The sequence below is a fragment of the Burkholderia sp. 10_S31 genome (genome assembly GCF_056930375.1).
Genome location: NZ_JBXOWK010000002.1, coordinates 59,969 through 79,126, shown reverse-complemented (window position 1 = coordinate 79,126; position 19,158 = coordinate 59,969). Strand labels below are relative to the sequence as shown.

10 protein-coding genes and 3 pseudogenes are annotated in these 19,158 nt (G+C 67.3%); 2 read left to right on the top strand and 11 right to left on the bottom strand.

The features are described from left to right. Positions 1-25: 25 nt before the first annotated feature. Positions 26-2,881, bottom strand: a complete 2,856-nt coding sequence (locus AC1Z3W_RS15025; protein ID WP_124835391.1) for an ATP-binding protein — start codon at positions 2,879-2,881, stop codon at positions 26-28. Between the two features lie 402 nt (positions 2,882-3,283). Between AC1Z3W_RS15025 and AC1Z3W_RS15020 the strand changes: the two genes are divergently transcribed. Next, positions 3,284-4,192, top strand: a complete 909-nt coding sequence (locus tag AC1Z3W_RS15020; RefSeq protein ID WP_175827186.1) for a helix-turn-helix domain-containing protein — start codon at positions 3,284-3,286, stop codon at positions 4,190-4,192. Between the two features lie 53 nt (positions 4,193-4,245). Here the strand turns inward: AC1Z3W_RS15020 and AC1Z3W_RS15015 are convergent. The 3 genes and pseudogenes from AC1Z3W_RS15015 to AC1Z3W_RS15005 all read right to left on the bottom strand — a co-directional run. Next, positions 4,246-4,381, bottom strand: a pseudogene (locus tag AC1Z3W_RS15015) (MBL fold metallo-hydrolase); the annotation flags it as partial. Between the two features lie 261 nt (positions 4,382-4,642). Next, the gene (locus tag AC1Z3W_RS15010; protein WP_057924213.1) at positions 4,643-6,100 is read right to left on the bottom strand and encodes an alginate export family protein; all 1,458 of its coding nucleotides are present in this window, start codon (positions 6,098-6,100) and stop codon (positions 4,643-4,645) included. Next, on the bottom strand, positions 6,100-7,029 hold the full coding sequence (locus tag AC1Z3W_RS15005; protein WP_483507886.1) for a glyoxalase: 930 nt from the start codon (positions 7,027-7,029) through the stop codon (positions 6,100-6,102). The genes AC1Z3W_RS15010 and AC1Z3W_RS15005 overlap by 1 nt, the downstream gene beginning before the upstream one ends. A gap of 277 nt (positions 7,030-7,306) precedes the next feature. Here AC1Z3W_RS15005 and AC1Z3W_RS15000 point away from each other — a divergent pair. Next, positions 7,307-8,033, top strand: a pseudogene (locus tag AC1Z3W_RS15000) (TetR/AcrR family transcriptional regulator). A gap of 66 nt (positions 8,034-8,099) precedes the next feature. On the opposite strand, the gene AC1Z3W_RS14995 reads toward AC1Z3W_RS15000, so the two are convergent. The 7 genes and pseudogenes from AC1Z3W_RS14995 to hutC all read right to left on the bottom strand — a co-directional run bounded on the left by AC1Z3W_RS14995 (position 8,100) and on the right by hutC (position 19,149). Continuing rightward, positions 8,100-8,639: an HD domain-containing protein gene (locus tag AC1Z3W_RS14995; RefSeq protein WP_173938480.1), complete on the bottom strand. Its 540-nt coding sequence runs from the start codon at positions 8,637-8,639 to the stop codon at positions 8,100-8,102. A 138-nt stretch (positions 8,640-8,777) separates the two neighbouring features. Beyond that, positions 8,778-9,827 carry a patatin-like phospholipase family protein gene (locus AC1Z3W_RS14990; RefSeq protein ID WP_124835397.1) on the bottom strand — a complete coding sequence of 350 codons (1,050 nt, stop codon included), beginning with the start codon at positions 9,825-9,827 and terminating at the stop codon, positions 8,778-8,780. Positions 9,828-9,903: 76 nt separating this feature from the next. Then, positions 9,904-13,362 carry an AAA family ATPase gene (locus AC1Z3W_RS14985; RefSeq protein ID WP_483507885.1) on the bottom strand — a complete coding sequence of 1,153 codons (3,459 nt, stop codon included), beginning with the start codon at positions 13,360-13,362 and terminating at the stop codon, positions 9,904-9,906. Positions 13,363-13,809: 447 nt separating this feature from the next. Continuing rightward, entirely contained in the window at positions 13,810-17,328 is a 3,519-nt protein-coding gene (locus AC1Z3W_RS14980) for a pyruvate carboxylase (RefSeq protein WP_483507884.1), read from the bottom strand. A 244-nt stretch (positions 17,329-17,572) separates the two neighbouring features. After that, on the bottom strand, positions 17,573-17,776 hold the full coding sequence (locus tag AC1Z3W_RS14975; RefSeq protein WP_124835403.1) for a hypothetical protein: 204 nt from the start codon (positions 17,774-17,776) through the stop codon (positions 17,573-17,575). Further along, positions 17,773-18,172, bottom strand: a pseudogene (locus AC1Z3W_RS14970) (acyl-CoA dehydrogenase family protein); the annotation flags it as partial. The gene AC1Z3W_RS14975 and the pseudogene AC1Z3W_RS14970, both read right to left, overlap by 4 nt. A gap of 221 nt (positions 18,173-18,393) precedes the next feature. Further along, positions 18,394-19,149 (bottom strand): histidine utilization repressor, encoded by a 756-nt coding sequence (gene hutC, locus AC1Z3W_RS14965; protein ID WP_057924207.1) that lies wholly within the window; start codon positions 19,147-19,149, stop codon positions 18,394-18,396. Between the last annotated feature and the right edge of the window lie 9 nt (positions 19,150-19,158).

Genomic DNA, 19,158 nt, shown 5'->3' with positions numbered 1-19,158 from the left:
TGTCCCGTGCGGTCCGCACGCGCCGTCATGCCGCCGATTGCATTGCGTCGGCGGTCTCGTGCCGCATGCGCGCATCGCCCGCCGGCTGCGTCGTCTCCGGGCGGATGAAGCTCTTCACCCGCGCCAGGCGGCGCACGTCGAACGCGCGCGATTGCGGGTCGACGTGCCCGGACAGGTTGGCCACCAGCGACGACGCCTGCGCGATATGCCCGCGCTCGATCAGGTGATCGGCGAGATCGAGCGTGCCGCGCAGCGCCCACATTGCCGCGCCCTGCGCGTTCGCGGCCTGGATCGCCATCCGCAGATGCCGGTGCCCGTCCGCCTCGCACGCGATCGCGCGCTCCGCGTCGGCCGTGCGCGCCTGTTCGAGCATCACCAGCCCCCTGACCCGCAGCAGTTCCGGCACGAACAGATGCTCGCCTCGCGCGCGACAGCACGCGAGCGTCGCGTCGAGCTTCGCGCCGGCCTCGGCGGCGCGACCCGTGCGCGTCAGCCCTTCCGCATACGCGACCACCAGCGGCGCGAGCAGGCGCCGGCATCCGCTCGCCTCGATGCGTCGCAGCGCGGGCTCGAGCCGCGCCAGCCCGGCGCCGGGATGGCCGGCCTGCATGTCGAACTGCCCGGCAAGGCATTCCGCGTGGCTGAGCCAGATGTCGAACCCGTTCGCCTCGGCGGCCGATCGCAGCGCCGCGAGATAGTCGGAGATCACGTCGTGATCGCCGTAACGCAACGCGATCGGCACGGCCGCGGCGCCGAGCACGATGCACGACGCCAGCGCCGACCCGCTGCGCCGCGCGGATTCGACCGCCTGCGCACAGAGCCGCATCGCATATTCCGGCTCGCCCTGCATCCAGACGAGCCGCGCCAGCATCGTCCGGCCGAGCGTCGCAACGTCGACGCCGAGCGCCGCTACCGCGCAAGACGCCTCGCCCGCCTCGGCCAGCTCGGCCGTTGCCGCCTCCAGCCGCTCGCGCGCCTGCGCATGCTCGCCGAAGTAATGCAGCGAAGTCGCGACCATCGCGTTCGCCAGCACCCGTTGCGATCGGTCGCCGCGCCGCTCGGCGGCCCGCTCGAAGCGCATCGCATAGCGCAGCGATTCGGGAATGTCGGCGCGCGCCAGCATCGTGTTCCACAGCCCGACCAGCGCACATGCGTCGAATGCGTCGTCGCCGACCCGCCCGGCGAGACCGAGCGTGCGCTCCCACATCGCGGCGACCGTCTGCGTATCGCCGTCCGTATGCAGCAGCGCCGACGCGTAGGCGGCGCGCAACCGCATCTCGCGCGCCGCATCGACGGCTCCGAGCGCGCCGGCGTCGATTGCATCGAGCGCGCGCCGCGCCGGTATCGACGCGTCGCGCATCCGCGCCGGCTCCCGCAACGCGAGCGCCAATGCGTCGGCTTCCGGGACGGGCGGCTCGAGCGCCGCGGGCGTATCGGCCACGCGCGTGGCTTGCGCGTGAGCCGACGCGCGGGCTTCCGCTTGCGCGTGTTCATGGCGCGCATGACGCTCGGCGATGCGCTCGAACTCGCCCTCGTTGTGCAATTTCTCGAGTGCGTACGCGCGCGTGGATTCGGTCAGGCGATAGCGCGCCTGCGCGCCGTTGAACTCGACGGTCACGAGCGACTTCGCGACCAGTTCGCCGAGCACCGCGGTCATGTCGGCGGGCGACATGTCGGGATCCATCGCGACTTCGCGGGCGGCATCGAACGTGAACGGGCCGACGAAGCACGCCATCCGGCGAAACAGCGCACGCGCGGCCGGATCCAGCAGCACGTAGCTCCAGTCGAACGTCGCGCGCAGCGTCTGATGGCGCGGCAATGCGGAGCGCAGCCCGCCCGTCAGCAGGTTCAGCCGGTCGTCGAGACGCGATGCGACGATCTCGAGCCCGAGCGTCGCCACGCGCGCGGCAGCCAGTTCGATGGCGAGCGGAAGCCCGTCGAGCCGCCGGCAGATATCGCCGACCAGCCTGATGCCGGCTGCGTCGACCACGCAATCGGGCGTGGCCGCGCGAATGCGCGCCAGAAACAACTCGACGGCCGCATGACGCACGATCTCGTCGGCCGTTGCCGCGCCGTCGGGCACCGCCAGCGGACTCACGCGAAACACGGCTTCGATCGAGATATGCAGGGGTTCGCGACTCGTCACGAGCACCCGCAACGGCGCGGCACGCGCCGTCAGCGACTCGACGAGGTCGGCAACCAGGTCGACGACGTGCTCCGCGTTGTCGAGCACGAGCAGGCAGCGCGAGACGGCCAATGCATCGCCGATCCGGCCGACGGCCGGCACGCGGTCCGTTTCGAGCCCCAGTTCCGCGGCAATCGCGAGCAGCACGTCGTCGTGCGTCGCGGCGCGCGCCAGTTCCACGAACAGCACGCGCTCGCCGGCCCGGCTGCGCAGCACGTGCGCCACCCGGTCGGCCAGGCTCGTCTTGCCGATGCCGCCCGCGCCGACGAGCGTGACGACCGGCACGCGGTCGATCATGTCGACGATCTGCTCGATTTCGGCCCGGCGCCCGACGAACGGAGTCGGGTGCGCCGCTTCGGCGTCCGGTGCCGCGTCAGCCGGGCGCGGCGCCACCGCGTGCGCGACGGGCGGATTCGCGATCAGCAGGTACCCGCGGCCCGGGACGGTCTTGATCAGGTCGCGGCTCGCGCCGAGCGCCTTGCGCAACGTCGCGACATGCACCTGCAGCCGGTTTTCCTCGACGATCAGGCCGGGCCAGACGGCATCCATGATGTCGTCCTTCGACACGACGGAACCGTTGGCGCGATGCAGTACTTCAAGTATGTCGAGCGCGCGCGCGCCAATACGCAGCGACGCGCCGTGACGGCGAATGTCCCGCTGCTCGAAATCCACCGATAAAGCGCCGATCTGGATCATGGCCGCCTCCAGGTTCCCCACGATGACCGCCATGTGAACGCAGCAGATCACCGGGGCGGGAGTCCGCACCCGGCCTGCCCTTCAGGGCGGGTTCAAAGTCTCGAAAAAAAGTAGGCCAAGTGTAAACCCGATATTTTCAGAAATCTTGAAGGAAAATGCGCTGATGCCCCGCGCCGGCGGCGGCGGCCGATCAGGCGCGGCGAAAATGCGGATCGGGCGATATCATTGCGATATCGCGCGTTTGCGTGCCGATCGTGCCCCGGCACCGCGCGCAGCAGTCCGCTGCAAGCATTTCGTCAAGCAGTGGACATTTGTTCAAGTTATCTTCGGCCTATCCGGCCCGCAGTATGTACCGGACGCAAGGACGCTCGCCCGCCGTCCCACTCCGAAGGATTTTCCGACATGCCCAATCCCCTCGTCATGCCACCGGCGGCACCGCCGAAAGACACGCTCGGATGCGTGTCAAACCTGCTGTCCAAGGATATTGAAAGGTCCGCAGGCGGCCTGACGCTTCACCGCAAATGCATGCGCGGCGAACAGTTCGAGCGCATCGAGATGGCGGCCAGCGATCGCGGCTTCCTGGTCGGCGTGTCGCTGAATGACGGTCACCGGCGAACGATCTATCGCGGCTCCGACAAATCCGAGCGGCGGTTTCAGCACAACTCGATCTACGTTCGCGACTTTTCGCGGAATTTCCGCGCCGACCTGTACGGCAAGTTCGACTTCGTCCTCGTCGAGCTGTCGCATCGCTACCTGGACGACCTCGGCCGCGAGCACGACGGCCTCGAAATCGGCGGCCTGAGTTGCGCGCCCGACGTGCAGGACGCGGTGCTGGGCCACCTCGCGCACGCGGTCGCCGACAGCCTCGATGGGTCCGGCGCGCTGAACGCGTTGTTCGTCGAGCAGATGGGGCTCGCGATGGGCACGCACCTGGCCCGCCGTTACGGCAATGCGCGCGCGCGCGACCTGCAGCGCAAGGGCGTGCTGTCGCCGGCCAAGGTCGCGCTCGCGAAAGAGCTTCTGATGGAGAAAGCGGATCTCGGCGTGTCGATCGAGGAAGTCGCGAACGAATGCGAGCTGTCGCGCGGGTATTTCATTCGCGCGTTCTCGCGAACGACCGGGCGCACACCGCATCAATGGCTGCTCGAACAGCGCGTGGCCCATGCCCGCCAGCTGATCGAGACGACCGACATGACGCTCGCGGAAATCGCGGTGGTCTGCGGCTTCGCGGATCAGAGCCACCTGAACCGCGTCTTCGCGCGCATCGTCGGCCATCCGCCCGGCGCATGGCGGCGCGGCGTGTCGCGCTGAGCCGCCCGTGCCGAAGGCACGCTCACACGCTGTTTCTCTCGCTATTTCTCACGCTATTGCAGCGGCGTCGCGTCGTAGTTGATGCGGCACCCGGTCGTACCGTTCGCCGTCCTTGCGCAAGTGCCCGAGCCCGGGAAACGCGATGTGCGCGGCGCCGACCCTATACCGCCTGTTCGCGACGCGCTCGAGCACGTTGCTTAGTCGACGTCATGCCGTGACACCGAGCTTACCCGTCGGGATCCGGAATAATCCTGAGCGACCCATGAATCGTTCCGAAGGCGGCCACCCGGCGCGCTCCATGCCGTCGGCCGGCAGATGGAATGCGAGCGGCATGCGGCGCATCGTTGCGATACGCACGAAGACGACGACACGAACGCTCCGCGCCGCGCGTTCACGGACGCCGCCGAAGCGCCGGCTCGCGCGCCGCACTGAATCGCACGGCGCGCCGCGTTACCAGCCGAACTTGGCTTCCATGCCCACGTAGTCGGCATTGCGCGCGCCGAGCGCGCGAATCGAGTCGGCAAGCTGGAAGTGCACGGCCTCGACGGCCAGCGCCACGTTCGCGTTCACGAGCCAGTCCACGCGCGCCTGCGCATACATGCCCGTCCATCCACCGCCCTTTCCGGCCGTGCCGGGCACGGCCGACATCCCCTGTCCGTAGATCGCGTCGGCCGTCGTCGCGCGCCACTGGAAACCGACCGCGGTCAGCACCGTCACGTTGCTGGCCGGCTTGAACGTCAGCGACGGCTTCACGTGAATCAGGTTGCTGTAGCCCGTGTAGCCGGCAAGCGTGAAGTAGTAGCCGTTCGGGAACAGCGGGTTGAAGGTGCCCATGCGCCCGTCGCCGGGATGCCTGTCGCCCGACGCGCCGTCGACCTGAATGCCGATGCGCGGCGTGCCCGGCGTCTGCGTGAACGTGTAGCCGCCCAGCGTGCCGAACGCCCATGCGCCGATCGTGTCCGGTCCGATGTGCCCCGTCTGCAGCATCGCCTCGGCGTCCCAGTCCAGTTGCCCCGACTTGCCCGCGTAGCGCACGTCGAACACGTCGCGCCGTTCGGTGCCGGCCCCGGCGAGATAGCGTGCGTTATCGCGCGTATAGCGCGACCAGTAGGCCGACAGGTCGCCGGGCCCCACGCCGGATCGCTCGAAGCGAACGCCGTCGAATCTCAGGTGACGGTTCGACACGTCATCGAACACGGCGTCGTTGCGATATTGCACCGGGCGCGTCACATAGCCGATCAGCCGCCATTTGCCGATTTCGTAATCGGCCCACAGTGCGTCGAATGCCTGGCGCACGTTGGGCCCGTCGCGCACCGACACGAACCGCTGCAAGTCGAACGCCATCTCCTGACGGCCGATGCGGGTCTTGAACGTGCCGCCGCCCAGCTGGTCGACGTACGCGACGAACGCCTGTTCGATATCGAGCTGGTTGCGATCGACCGTCCCGACCGTATCCTTGCCGAACGGCCGCGCATCCTCGAACTGCACGAACGCCTGGAAATGCCCGGCAACGCGCAGGTCCGCGTGCACGTTCGCGCGCTGGATCACGTAATTGTCGTCGTGCGCGGCGCCGAGCCCGAACAGCGGCGCGTTGTTCAGCTCGAAGCGCTCGCGCAGGTTCGCGCCGAGCGACAGGTACGTCGACGGGTCGCCGCCCAGCGGGATGTACTTCAGCGCATCGAGCGGCTTGCGCGGCACGCACGGATTCGCGAGTACCGACCAGTCTTCCTGCCAGCGGTTGAACAGCACGGTGGGCCGCTTCGCGGTGCACGACGTGCCGTCGGCCGAGGGCGACGCCGACGACGCATCGGCGCCGGCTGCCGTACCGGCATACGTCGCGGCGCCCGCCGCCAGTACGGCGGCCGGCAGCATGCCGCGCCACGCGCCTTTCCTCGACCGGGGTCCCATCACTTCGACCGCGCGTGGATCTCGGCGACATAGCCGCCGGGGAACTGTACGAGCGCCGCGTCGCGACCGTCCGACGTGAACGTCGGCACGAGCACGGTCACGCCGACCGCCTGCGCCTGCTTCAGCGTCGCGGCGAGATCGGACACTTCGTAGCCCGTCATCTCGCGGCCGAACGGGTAGGGCAGATGGCCATCCGTCGCGAGCACGGTCATCTTGCCGAAGCCCGATTCGATGCGGATACGGCGGTACGTGTCGTTCGGCCGGCCGATCTCGACGCCCGGCGCGTGGCGCACGTCCGACACGACCTTGCCGCGCGAGAACGCGACGAAATCGTGCACCAGCTTGTTCGCGCTTTCCGGCGACACGTACACGCGGTTTTCCGGCACCGTCTGCAGCGCATCGTAGTGCGGCGCTTCGGTATGCCAGTACAGTTGCATGTTCACGCCGCCCGGCCAGCGAACGATCGCGTCGCGGCCGATCGGGTCCGGGAACGTGTCGACGATCACGTCCGCGCCGTGCGCGCGCGCCGACTTCACCGCGACGTCCATGTCGGTGACGAGATAGCCGGTGCGCTCGTCGCAGAACGGATATGGGATCGGCGTCTTGAAGCCGAACACCGAAACCGTGCCGACCGGCGTCAGCACGAGCTGCGACATCGTCTGGCTCGGCGTCGGCGTGACCTGGAACACGCCCTGCTTCGACTTCTTGCCGCCGAACGTCGCGACGAAGCTGTCGGTAAAGCGGTCGAAATCTTCCGGCGCGACGCAGACGTGCGTCGTATCGTATTGCGGGCCGACCGCGACGGCCGGTACACGCCCGGACGTGGACTCGACCAGATGCGTCGTATCGGCATGGGCCGGCACGCTCGCCAGCAATGCGCCGAACACGGCGGTCGTCAGCAATACCTGTCGCAACTTCGGGGCAATCATCGAGTTCTCCTTGAGCTTGCCGACGGGCGCGCGGCCCGTGCGGCGATTCGAAAGCAAGACTAGTGAAGATGCGCCTTAAAGTCATGGCGGCATCCTGAATTTTTCTGAATATGCGGCCCGGGGCATGAGGCGCCGGTGCGAGCGCCGTCCTGCACAGGACCGTCCCGCAACGGATTTCGCGGCGCGACAGGTGCCGCGTCGCGCGCCCTATCCGGGGCGCCGATCGCGCTATTTTTCAATCGATAGCATGGGCATGCGCACAATCGGGAGCTGTCAAATGACAGCAAGAAAACGCAGCACGCCGGCCCGCGAGCGCGGGACGAACGTCGGCGGCAATGCGGTCGCGTCGGGTCGCCGGCTCACGCCGGAAGCGCGTGAGCGGCAGATCGTCGAGAAGGCGATCGATCACGTCGCGACGCACGGCTTTTCCGGCAGCTCGCGCGGCAGATCGGTATTACCCAGCCACTGCTGTACCGATACTTTCCGAGCAAGGACGCGCTGATCGATCGCGTGTACGACGAAATCTACACGTGGAATGCCGACTGGGAAGAACTGATCGCCGATCGCGCGCGCTCGCTGCACGATCGGCTCGTCGCGTTCTACCGCGCGTACGCGAGAACCGTACTGCGACGCGAAGGGGGCCGCACGTTCATCTTCGCCGGGCTCAGCCGCGAGGGCTGCAACACGCGCTACCTGTCGCGGCTGCGCGACCGCGTATTCCTGCCGGTGCTGCGCGAGCTGCGGCATGAATACGACCTCGCCGAGCCGACGACCGAAGCGCGACGCAATGCGGAAATCGAGCTGGCCCGGAGCCTGCACGCGAGCATCGTCTATTTCGGTATCCGCAAGTGGATCTACGGGCTGCCGGTGCCGGACGATCTCGACACCGAAATCGCACGACTGGTCGACGCGTTCCTGAACTGGTCGACGCGTTCCTGAACGGCGTGCCCGCCACGCTGGCGCAGCTCGCCGCCGGCACGAACGGCCGCCGCCGGCGCGGCTGACGCTGCGGGCGTGCCGCGCCCATCGGGGGCGCGCGGTGCGATTCGTGCCGGAACGTGCCGGTGCCGTCACGCCGGAATCGGCAAGCCGAGCCGCCAGCTCAGATTTCTGCGTGCCGGCGCCTCGCAGCGCGTGTAGAAGAAATCCGTCAGATAAATGCGCGGGCGTTCGAGCAGTCCGCGCAGAATCTTCCGTTCGTGACGATCGTAAGCTTGGTCGTCGAGATCGGGGCGCTCCGCGCGCAGGCGCCGGCCATCCTCGCGGAATCGGCTGCGGGACGCGCCAAGCACGGCCAGGTCGATGTCGCACACGAAACGGGTATCCGGGTCCGCGGCGATGCCCTGGTGGGTCGTCGCGAGAATCATCGCGCAGATCGGGTCGCACGCGCGGATTCGCCCGTCTGCCTGGTATCGGAACCAGTCCGCGCTGCGCTGTTCGTTGTCCTGCGCGCCAGGAACGAAAATCACGTCGTGGAACCAGAGCGCGAGTTCGACGGCGTCCGGTTCGGGAATCGAGCCGCGCGCCAGGTCGAGATGACGCAGGCATCGCCGGACATGCACGAGCGTATGGTAGTGGCGCGCCGGCTCCGTATAGCATCGCGCGAGCATGCGATAGACATCCTCGGCATGCGTCCCGCCGCAGTACGACCACAACGCGACGAACCGCGCCTGCGTCCGGTTCACGTTCGCTCCTTGGCCCGGGGCGCCCGCGCACGCTCGCCCCATGCCGACATTACCGCGATGCACTCAGAGAAATTCCCTGCGAATGTCGATGCTCGACCGCTGCCCGATGTGGCCGTAGTGATGCGCGAGCCACGCATCCGCTTCGCGTCGCCCGTGGTCGCACAGTTCGCTCAGGAATCCCCAGTCGGCGTTGTACTTGCTCGATACGCTCAACGCGCTCAGCGCGTCGTCCGCGCGAATGGAATGGATCAGCATTTCCTTCATCTCGCCGCGCTTGATCGTGCCTTGCTGGATCAGGTCGGTGACGAACGCGATGGCGCGCATCTCGCGCATCAGCGACGAGTTGAAACTGATCTCGCTGATACGGTTGAGAATCTCCGCCGCCGTGATGGGTATACCGCGGCGCACGAGCGGATTGATGTGCACGATCACGACGTCGCGCGTCGCGCAGTTGTAGATCAGCGGATAGATGGCCGGATTGCCCATGTAGCCGCCATCCCAGAAATACTCGCCATCGATCGAGACCGCCTGGAACAGCGTCGGCACGCATGCCGATGCCAGTACCGCGTCGGCACTGACATCCTCGCCCGTGAAGATACGTATCTTCCCCGTCTCGACGTTGGTCGCGCACAGGTACAACCGGATCGGACAGTGCTTGCGCAGCGCGTCGAAGTCGACCCGGCGCTCGAGCACTTCGCGCAGCGGATTCAGGTTGTTCGGATTGAACTGATACGGCGAAAAGACGCGCAGCATCATGTCGGCGAATGCGTAAAGCGGCGAATGATCGAGCCCGAAGCTGTGCGTGCCCTTCAGCCAGGGCATCCAGCGCAGCGGGTTGTAGTGCTCGGCCGATTGCGCGACGGCCTGCCAGAAGTCGTGCAGCGCCTCGCGCGCACCGTCCTCGCCGCCCTTCAGTAGCCCGTAGGCGAGTACGGTGGCGTTCATCGCACCCGCGCTGGTGGCACTGACGCCATCGATTTCGAGCCTGCCGTCCTCGAGCAGCCGGTCGAGCACGCCCCAGGTGAATGCGCCGTGCATCCCGCCCCCCTGCAAGGCCAGCGCGATCGGTTTGCGCGGGACATCGTTGCGGCGTCTCGTGTGCGTGGTTGTCATGCCCGTCTCCTCAAGCAGCGGCAGGTCGTGGACGGCACGCGGTCACACGATGGGTCGTCGTGCGCCGCAGGTCCACTCATTCTGTTCGCGCGTCCCCCAATGCATCCAGCAGCGTTTTCGCCTCTCGCAGGTCGCTCGTGTCGAAGCCTTCCGTGAAGCAGGCGTACACCTCGGAGAGTGCTTGCCGCGCCTCCACGGTCTTCCCCTGCCGTTGCAGCAGCCGGGCGAGGTCCGACGCCGCCCGCAGTTCCAGCGCCCGGGCACCCTGCCGGCGCGCTCGCTCGATCGCTCTGTGAAAGCAGTCGACAGCCTCGTCGTCGCATTCCTGTGCCGTGCCTTCCTTGCCCGCGCCGCCAGCCAGATAGCGTCCCGCGAGCCGGTACAGCTCGGCCTCGTAGCAATGCTCGCCGGTTTTCTCGACGATCGCCATGGCCTCTTCCAGCAAGCCCCGTGCCGCGCTCTCGTCACCCGCGCGCCAGTAGCTGTCGGCGAGCAGCGCGAGCGAAAAAGGACGCTGGTCTTCGCCGCCGGCTGCCCGCTGCGCGTCGAGGCCCTGCCGCATCTGCGCGATGCCGTCCTGGATGTTGCCTTGCGCGCTCGTCGCCCAGCCTCGCAGAATCGTCCCCCACGCGAGCCAGTACGGCAAGCCGTGCTCGGTCGATACGGCAATGACCGCTTCCGCGCGCTCGGCGGCCAGCACCGGCTCCCGCCGCAGTTGATGCAAGTGCGCCGTATAGGTCAGACTGAACGCCAGAGAGGGTCCATACGCAAGGTTCTGGGCGAGCGCAAGCGCTTCGGCGCTGCGTTTGAGCGCCTGGTCGGGATACCCCTGGATCCACAGGATCAGCACGAGGAAACTGAGTGCCCGGATGCCAGGATCCACTCCGTGCGTGAAGACGTGTGCCTGATGCCGCTCCGGATCGTAGAGCGCCAGGGCCTGTTCCATGTTTGTGCGCGCCGCGCCGAAATCGCCCTGCAGAAACAAGCACGCCCCCAGTGCGCTCTGTGCTTCGATGAGGAGGCCTGAATCGTTCGCATCCTGGGCCGTACGGAGCATCTGCATGCCCAGCTCCATGCCGAGCGCATGGTCGCCGCGCACCCCGTGATGTATCCGCAATCCCAACTGCGTCGCGAAGCGTTGCGATGCCTCTCCGGTGCGCTCGCACAACTCGAGCGCGCGCCTGTAGGTCGCGCCCACCTCAGTCGCGCCATACCCGCGCACATCCATCAACACCGGCCCGAGGGAAAGCAGCAGCGTCAGCTCCCAATGCGCACGCGCGGGTGTGTCGGGCAAGCCCTTCAGTAACGCCAGCGCCGCGCCGAGGTGATTCATGGCATCGTGATGGGCGGCATGGCGCAACGCCTGCTGGGCCGCACGATGCAGGTATTCGACCGCCTTGGGAATGTTGCCGCTCTGACTGTAGTGGTGCGCAAGCTCGCTGCAGTAATCGGCGATGCGCGTCGGGAACAGCACCTCGATCGCCTGCGCGGTGCGCTCGTGCAGCGTGGTGCGCCGCTCCGTGAGCAACGAGCGCCCGGCCACCTCCTGGGTCAGCGCGTGCTTGAACGAATAATTGACTTCGGGAAACGCGGGACGCTCGTAGATGAATTCCGCCGCTTCCAGATGCGCGAGCAGACGCCGCAGTTCGTCGTCCCGTGCCGTCTCGTTGCCGCAGATTCGCCGGATCAGGCTGAACGGAAACTCGTGGCCGATCACCGCGAGCGCCTGCAGCAGTTCCTTTTCTTCGATCGGAAGCCGGTCGATACGAGCGGCGAGCACGCCCTGCACGGTGGTCGGAATGTGCAGCGTCGCCGGCGTCTCGACGATGCGATAGCGCCCCGCATCGCCAAGCAGCGACTGCTCCTCGACGAGCGTCTGGACCACTTCCTCCATGAAGAACGGGTTGCCCTCCGTCTTCTCCAGAATGAGCTGCTTCAGCGGCACGAGCGAGCGATCCTCGCCGAGCAGCGCCGCGAGCAGCCCCTGCGCATCGGAGGGGCCCAGCGGTTCGAGCCGCAGCGTGCTCCAATGCGCGGCGCGCGCCCACGCGGGCCGATACTCGGGGCGGTAGTTCACCAGCAGCAGGATGCGCGCGTCCGGCACGTGGTCGATCAGGTAGGTGAGAAAGGCTTCCGTTTCACGGTCCAGCCATTGCAGGTCCTCGAACAGCAAATGGACGGGCTGATTCTGGCTCTCTCGCACGAGAAGCTGCCTGATCGCGTCGAAGGTGCGCTCGCGCCGGATCTGCGGATCCATCTCGACGAGTACCGGCCCGCCTTCGCCGATGCCAAGCAGATACAGGATGTACGGCACGAGGTCCTCGAAACTGCGCTCGAGCGCGAGCGCCTTGCCGATGACCTTTTCCCGGCAGCGCCGCTCGTCGTCCTGTGTCGTGATCTGGAAATAATTCTTCAGGAGTTCGATGAGCGGCAAGTTGGGAAACGCCTTGCCGTGCGATACCGAAAACGTCTCCAGCACCAGCACGCCACGCCGCGAACGCTCCTTGAACTCGTGGAACAGGCGAGACTTGCCGACGCCGGCCTCCCCCACCACGCCGACCACGCGCCCCTGCCCGGCCCTCATGGTCTCCAGGGCCCGGTTCAGGTGTTCCATTTCCGTTTCGCGGCCGACAAAGCGCGCGAGACCGCGGTGCGCCGACAGTTGCAAGCGCGTGCGCAACGCACCCAGGCCGAGCACCTCGTACACGCAGAGCGGCGCGGGAATGCCCTTGAGCTGCGTCGCCCCGAGCGCCTTGAACTCGAAATAGCCTTCCGCCAGCTTGTGGGTGGACTCGCTGACGAGAATCGACGTGGGCGTGGCGATGCCCTCGATCCGCGACGCGATGTGGATCGTATGCCCGAGCGGATCGTACTCGGTGTGCAAGTCGTCGGTACGGATCGAACGGACGACGACCTCGCCCGTGTGGACGCCGACGCGAATCTGCAGAGGAATGCCTTCCTGCAGACGAATGCGATCGCCGTGCTGCCGCATCGCCTGCTGCATGCGCAACGCGGCGAAAAGCGCTCGCTGTGCATGGTCTTCGTGGGCGATCGGCGCGCCGAACAGCGCGAGGATGCCGTCGCCGAGCGATTTTGCCACGTACCCTTCGTAGTAATGAACCGCTTCCATCATCAGCTCGACCACGGGCACGATCAAGCGATGCGCGACTTCGGGATCGAGATCGTGGATCAACGCGGTCGACCCGGCCATGTCGGCAAACAGCGCGGTAACGGTCTTGCGTTCGCCGGCGGGCTCGCCGCGTGCTTCCATGGCCGCGTGTTCGGCACGGATCCGCTCGGCGAGATGATCGGGCGTGTAATGAACGGGGGGCGGTGGCGGCTCCCGCCCCGATGATCGGGCAGGCGGCGGCGCAGCCGCGGGCGTAGCCAGCGACGTCCCGCAATGGCTGCAGAAGCGGGCCGCAGGCTCCGTGTCATGCCCGCAATGCGGACACGTGCGGGCCAGCACGGCCTGGCATTCCTGGCAGAACCTCGCACCGGGAGGATTCTCGGATCCGCATATCGTGCAGCGCATAAAACCCTCTTCCTGCCAAGGGTCGACATCAAAACATTATGCGCCACTCTCTGCCGGGATTCAGGCCGACTCGCGTCATGACGGATGCCGACCGGCGTGGCGTGCGCCGCTTCGGATTCGTGTCGGTGCCGATCGGGTCGCCGACGAGATGACGGTCTCCTTGACTCGAGTCAATCGTAGCGGCGATATGTTCCGTGCTTTGAACAGCGGTCGAATGTGGACATGGTCCCGCATCGTTGTGCGGTTCTGCTGCACGGTGCTCTCCCGCCCCTTTCGAGACGAAGCGCATGCGGCGCGGACCACCAAAGTACGGAACATGGATCCCGATGCAGCCGCGTGCGCACGTGCAAGCTCGTGCGCGGCGGCTGCGCCGTCGACCATCATTCGACGCGACGCCAGGCCATCGCATCGCGACGCGCTGCGCCGCGATGTCGCCCCATCTGCGTGTCAGGCCTCGCCCTTCAGCTCGATCAGCAGATCCTTCGCCGCCACCCGCTCGCCCGGCTTCACATGCACGGCCGCGATTTCGCAGTCGCGCTCCGCCGCGATGTGCGTTTCCATCTTCATCGCCTCGAGCGCGATCAGCGTCGTGCCGGCCGTCACACGCTGCCCCGGCTGCACGGCCACCGTCACCACCGAACCCGGCATCGGCGCCGCGATGTGCAGCGGATTGCCCGGATCGGCGCGCTGCAGGCCATGCCGCTCCTTGCCCGCCTGCACGACCGTCTTCTGCTCGACCAGCGCGGAACGCGACTGGCCGTTCAGCTCGAACAGCACCTTCACGATGCCGTCCTGCGCATCGGCGTGCTGCCCCTGCAGCGATACGAGCAGCGTCTTGCCCGGCTCGATGTCGATCGCCACTTCCTCCTGCGGCTGCAGCCCGTACAGGAACGCCGACGTTGGCACGACTGACGTATCGCTGTACGCGCGAACGTGCGCGTAGTAGTCGACCGTCTGCTTCGGATACATCAGGTACGAAGCGAGCTGCCGGTCGTCGAGCGGCTGCTCGCACGCGGCCTCGGCCTGCTTGCGCGCCGCGTCGAGATCGACCGGCGGAATCTGGTCGCCGGGACGATACGGCGCCGGCGGCTCGCTCTTGAGCACCTTGCGCGACAGGTCGGCCGGGAAGCCGTCGGGCGGGAAACCCAGTTCGCCCTTGAACAGCGACACGACCGACTCGGGGAACGCGAGGTCCTTGTCCGGGTTGCGCACGTCGTCCACGCTCAGGTCGTTCGCGACCATCATCAGCGCCATGTCGCCGACCACCTTCGACGTCGGCGTGACCTTCACGATGTCGCCGAACAAGCGGTTGACGTCCGCATACGCGCGCGACACCTCGGTCCAGCGATGATCGATGCCGAGCGAGCGCGCCTGCTCGCGCAGGTTCGTGTACTGGCCACCCGGCATCTCGTGGCGATAGACGTCGGCCGTGCCCGCGCGGATCTCCGATTCGAACGGCGCGTAATAGCGGCGCACGCCTTCCCAGTACATCGACGCTTCGTGCAGGCGGTCCTGATCCAGCCCCGGATCGCGTTCGCTGCCGGCCAACGCGGCCGCGATGCTCGACAGGTTCGGCTGCGACGTGAGCCCGCTCATCGCGTCGAGCGCGCCGTCCACCGCGTCGCAGCCCGCACCGACCGCCGCGAGCACCGACGCCGCGGCGATCCCGCTCGTGTCGTGCGTATGGAAATGCACCGGCAGCCCGGTTTCTTCCTTGAGCGCCTTCACGAGCGTCGCGACCGCCTGCGGACGGCAGATGCCGGCCATGTCCTTGATGCCGAGCACGTGCACGCCGGCCTGCTGCAGTTCGCGCGCGATGCCGACGTAGTACTTGAGGTCGTACTTCGCGCGCGACGTGTCGAACAGGTCGCCGGTGTAGCAGATCGCGCCTTCACACAGCATCCCGCTCTCGCCCACCGCATCGATCGCCACGCGCATGTTGCGCACCCAGTTCAGCGAGTCGAACACGCGGAACACGTCGACGCCCGTGCTCGCGGCCTGCTGCACGAAGAAGCGCACGACGTTGTCCGCGTAGTTCGTGTAGCCGACCGCGTTCGAGCCGCGCAGCAGCATCTGGAACAGGATGTTCGGCACGCGTTCGCGCAGCAGCGCGAGCCGTTCCCACGGGTCTTCCTTCAGGAAGCGCAGCGCGACGTCGAAGGTCGCGCCGCCCCAGCATTCGAGCGAGAACAGCTGCGACAGCTCGCGCGCGTAGAACGGCGCGATCGGCAGCATGTCGGCCGTGCGCATGCGCGTCGCGAACAGCGACTGGTGCGCGTCGCGCATCGTCGTGTCGGTCAGCAGCACCTGCTTCTGGTCGAGCATCCAGCTCGCGAATTTCTCCGGGCCGAGCTCGCGCAGGCGATCGCGTGTGCCGGCCGGGATCGCCACGGCCGTATCGATCTTCGGCAGCACGGGTTTCGACAACGGCAGTGCCGGCAGCGTGCGGCCGCTCATCTCGGCGTTGCCGTTCACGTTCAGCTCGCCGAGATAGCGCAGCAGCTTCGTCGCGCGATCGCCGCGCTTCGCGAATGCGAGCAACTCCGGCGTCTTGTCGATGAAGCGCGTCGTCACGTCGCCCGCGATGAAGGCCGGGTGGTTGATCACGTTCTCGAGGAACTGCAGGTTCGACGTGACGCCGCGAATGCGGAACTCGCGCAGCGCGCGATCCATCCGATGAATCGATTCGGCCGCCGTCGGCGCCCAGGTCGTCACCTTCACGAGCAGCGAGTCGTAGTACGGCGTGATCACCGCGCCGCCATAGGCGGTGCCGGCGTCGAGACGCACGCCGAAGCCCGCCGCGCTGCGATACGCGGTGAGCCGCCCGTAGTCGGGCAGGAAGTCGTTCTCCGGATCCTCGGTCGTGATCCGGCATTGCAGCGCGTTGCCGTTCAGCGGAATCGCCTGCTGTTCCGGCACGCCGGCCGCGCGCGCGACGAGCGCGCCGTCGCCGTCCGTCGCGTCCTCGGCCAACCCGATCCGGCCGCCTTCGGTGATGCGGATCTGCGCCTTCACGATGTCGATCCCGGTGATCATCTCGGTCACCGTGTGCTCGACCTGGATGCGCGGATTCACTTCGATGAAGTAGAACTGGCCGGTGTCGGCGTCCATCAGGAATTCGACGGTGCCCGCATGCGTATAGCCGACCGCGCGCATCAGGCGCAGCGCCGATTCGCACAGCGCGTGACGGCCGTCGTGATCGAGATACGGCGCCGGTGCGCGTTCGACCACCTTCTGGTTGCGCCGCTGCACCGTGCAGTCGCGCTCGTACAGATGCACGACCGTGCCGTGCAGGTCGCCGAGCACCTGCACCTCGACGTGGCGCGCATTGCGCACGAGTTTTTCGACGTACACCTCGTCGTTGCCGAACGCGGCCAGCGCCTCGCGCCGCGCGACGGGCAGCAGGGTCTCGAGATCGCGCTCGTTCTCGAGCACGCGCATCCCGCGCCCGCCGCCGCCCCAGCTCGCCTTCAGCATCAGCGGATAACCGACTTCCGCGGCCAGCGCCTTGCATGCAGCGAGATCGTCCGGCAGCGGCGCGGTCGCGGGCATCACCGGCACGCCGGCGGCGATCGCCGCGTTGCGCGCGGCCACCTTGTTGCCGAGCGTGCGCATCACGTCCGGCGACGGGCCGATCCAGCGAATGCCGGCGTCGATCACGGCCTGCGCGAAATCGGGATTCTCGGACAGGAAGCCGTAGCCCGGATGGATCGCATCGACTTTCGCCAGCCGCGCGACGCGCAGGATGTCGTCGATGTCCAGATACGCGGCGAGCGGCTTCTTGCCCTCGCCGATCAGGTAGCTCTCGTCCGCCTTGAAGCGATGCAGCGCGAGCCGGTCTTCCTTCGAATAGATCGCCACCGTACGCATGTTCAGCTCGGCGGCGGCACGCATCACGCGAATCGAGATTTCCGAGCGGTTCGCGATCAGGATGGACTGGATGGGGATAGGAGTCACGGCTGCCATGGATCGTTGGGGTTGAAGAAAGCTGTCGGCGCGACCTGTCCGCCGCCGGATCGGGTGGCCGGCACGCGGATCGCGTCGTCGCGCACAGCTGCATCGGGCCGGCTGCCGGCCATCAGCATTCTTGCCACACTTTGCGCAAACGGCAATCGACATCGCGACAGCAAATGGTATCCAGCCGACCGGGCGCGAGACTCCGCCTGCGGGCCGTCGGCCGACGCATGTCGGATGAAAGGCCGGCGGCCGATCAGTCGCGAATATCGAAAGGCGGCGCGTGATCCATCCAGTCGTAATGGGGGGCGCCTTTCACCCATGCCCGGTTCGCATCGTCGCGGCGCGCGCCGTTCGAGCCCGGCCGCGCCGGCGCCCGCCGGCCATTCGCCGCGCTGTCGTTCGGCGTGCCGGCTCCATCCCGCCGCGGCACTGCGGCACCTTTTCCGACGCCCGTCATCGCGCATCACGGATCATGTTGCGCGCGATCACCAACTGCTGGATCCGGGTCGTGCCCTCGTAGAGGCGGAACAGGGCGCACGTCGCGATAGAAGCGCGCGATACCGTACTCGGCCATATAGCCCGCGCCGCCGAAAATCTGCACGGCGCGATCGGCCACGCGCCCGCACATCCCGGACGCGAACAGCTTCGCGCACGACGCCTCGGTGCTCACCGGCAGCTTCGCGTCGCGCCGGCGCGCGGCATCCACCACCATGCAGCGCGCCGCATAGATTTCGGCCTTGCTGTCGGCGAGCATCGCCTGCACGAGCTGGAAATCGGCGATCGGCTTGCCGAACTGCTTGCGCTCCATCGCATACGTCAACGCCATCGACAGCATGCGCTCGGCCACGGCCACGCAGCATCAGGCGCGCACGAGCGCCGCGCAAGATCGTGACGCCATTGCGGCAGCCGGCTCGGCAATCGAGGCCGAGCATCCCGTGGGGAAGGTACGCAGCGCGGCCGCCGATCTTTCGTCCGCCGCCGGCTGCGGCAGGCGCGTCGAGCAAGTGCCCGACTGCGACATCCCGGGCATCTCGACCCATACGCAAACGGCTGCACGCCAACGGCGCCGATACCCTACATCCTCCCCGCCAGATGAAACCGCGACGCCGGATGCCACAGCCTGACCGACGTGGCGACGTGCTCGCCGACCCATGTGCGGCGGCTCAATAACAGACACGGTTCGCCGATTTCCATGACGAGATGCCGACGCACCTGCGCATTCGGCTTCTCCGCGTAGATCCGGAACTCCGCGCGCTGGATCGGCGCCAGCCGCACCATGTAATGGTTCGGCGTCTCGATCGTGAAATCCTGCTCCAGGTAGTCGGGAAACAATGCCGGGTTGACGTAGCGATCCTCGAACTGGATCGGCTCGTCTTCCTCGTAGTGCACGATGCGCGAATGAAACACGGGACCCGACCGCAGCCCCAGCGCATCGATCGCTTCCGGCTCGACGCTGCGCTCGATCAGCAGCACGCGTGCGCTGTGCCGGTGACCGCGCTCCGCGATCTCGTCCGCGATGTTGCGGATTTCCAGCACCGTCGATTCGTAATGCCGGCGCTCGACGAACGTGCCGGCGCCCTGGATGCGCGTCAGCACGCGCTCGGCGGTCAGCTCGCGCAGCGCGCGCGACACCGTCATCCGGGCAACGCCGAACTCCTTGACCAGTTCGGCCTCGGTCGGAATCGCGCCGCCCGGCTTCCAGTCGCCGTTCGCGATCCGCTCGACGACGTAGCGCTTGATCTGCTGGTACGCCGGCAGCGCGCGTGCCGGCACGTCGTCGCCCGATGCGACCGCCCGCCGCGCCGGTATGTATCGTTCCGTTTCGTTCATGCGCCCTCG

Bases quoted from the DNA above. Each gene is read 5' to 3' on its own strand.
- AC1Z3W_RS14975 (WP_124835403.1), bottom strand. From the start codon at position 17,776: ATGACGGGCGTCGGAAAAGGTGCCGCAGTGCCGCGGCGGGATGGAGCC.
- AC1Z3W_RS14995 (WP_173938480.1), bottom strand. From the start codon at position 8,639: ATGCTCGCGCGATGCTATACGGAGCCGGCGCGCCACTACCATACGCTC.
- AC1Z3W_RS15020 (WP_175827186.1), top strand. From the start codon at position 3,284: ATGCCCAATCCCCTCGTCATGCCACCGGCGGCACCGCCGAAAGACACG.
- hutC (WP_057924207.1), bottom strand. From the start codon at position 19,149: ATGAACGAAACGGAACGATACATACCGGCGCGGCGGGCGGTCGCATCG.
- AC1Z3W_RS14980 (WP_483507884.1), bottom strand. From the start codon at position 17,328: ATGGCAGCCGTGACTCCTATCCCCATCCAGTCCATCCTGATCGCGAAC.
- AC1Z3W_RS14990 (WP_124835397.1), bottom strand. From the start codon at position 9,827: ATGACAACCACGCACACGAGACGCCGCAACGATGTCCCGCGCAAACCG.
- AC1Z3W_RS15025 (WP_124835391.1), bottom strand. From the start codon at position 2,881: ATGATCCAGATCGGCGCTTTATCGGTGGATTTCGAGCAGCGGGACATT.
- AC1Z3W_RS15010 (WP_057924213.1), bottom strand. From the start codon at position 6,100: ATGGGACCCCGGTCGAGGAAAGGCGCGTGGCGCGGCATGCTGCCGGCC.
- AC1Z3W_RS14985 (WP_483507885.1), bottom strand. From the start codon at position 13,362: ATGCGCTGCACGATATGCGGATCCGAGAATCCTCCCGGTGCGAGGTTC.
- AC1Z3W_RS15005 (WP_483507886.1), bottom strand. From the start codon at position 7,029: ATGATTGCCCCGAAGTTGCGACAGGTATTGCTGACGACCGCCGTGTTC.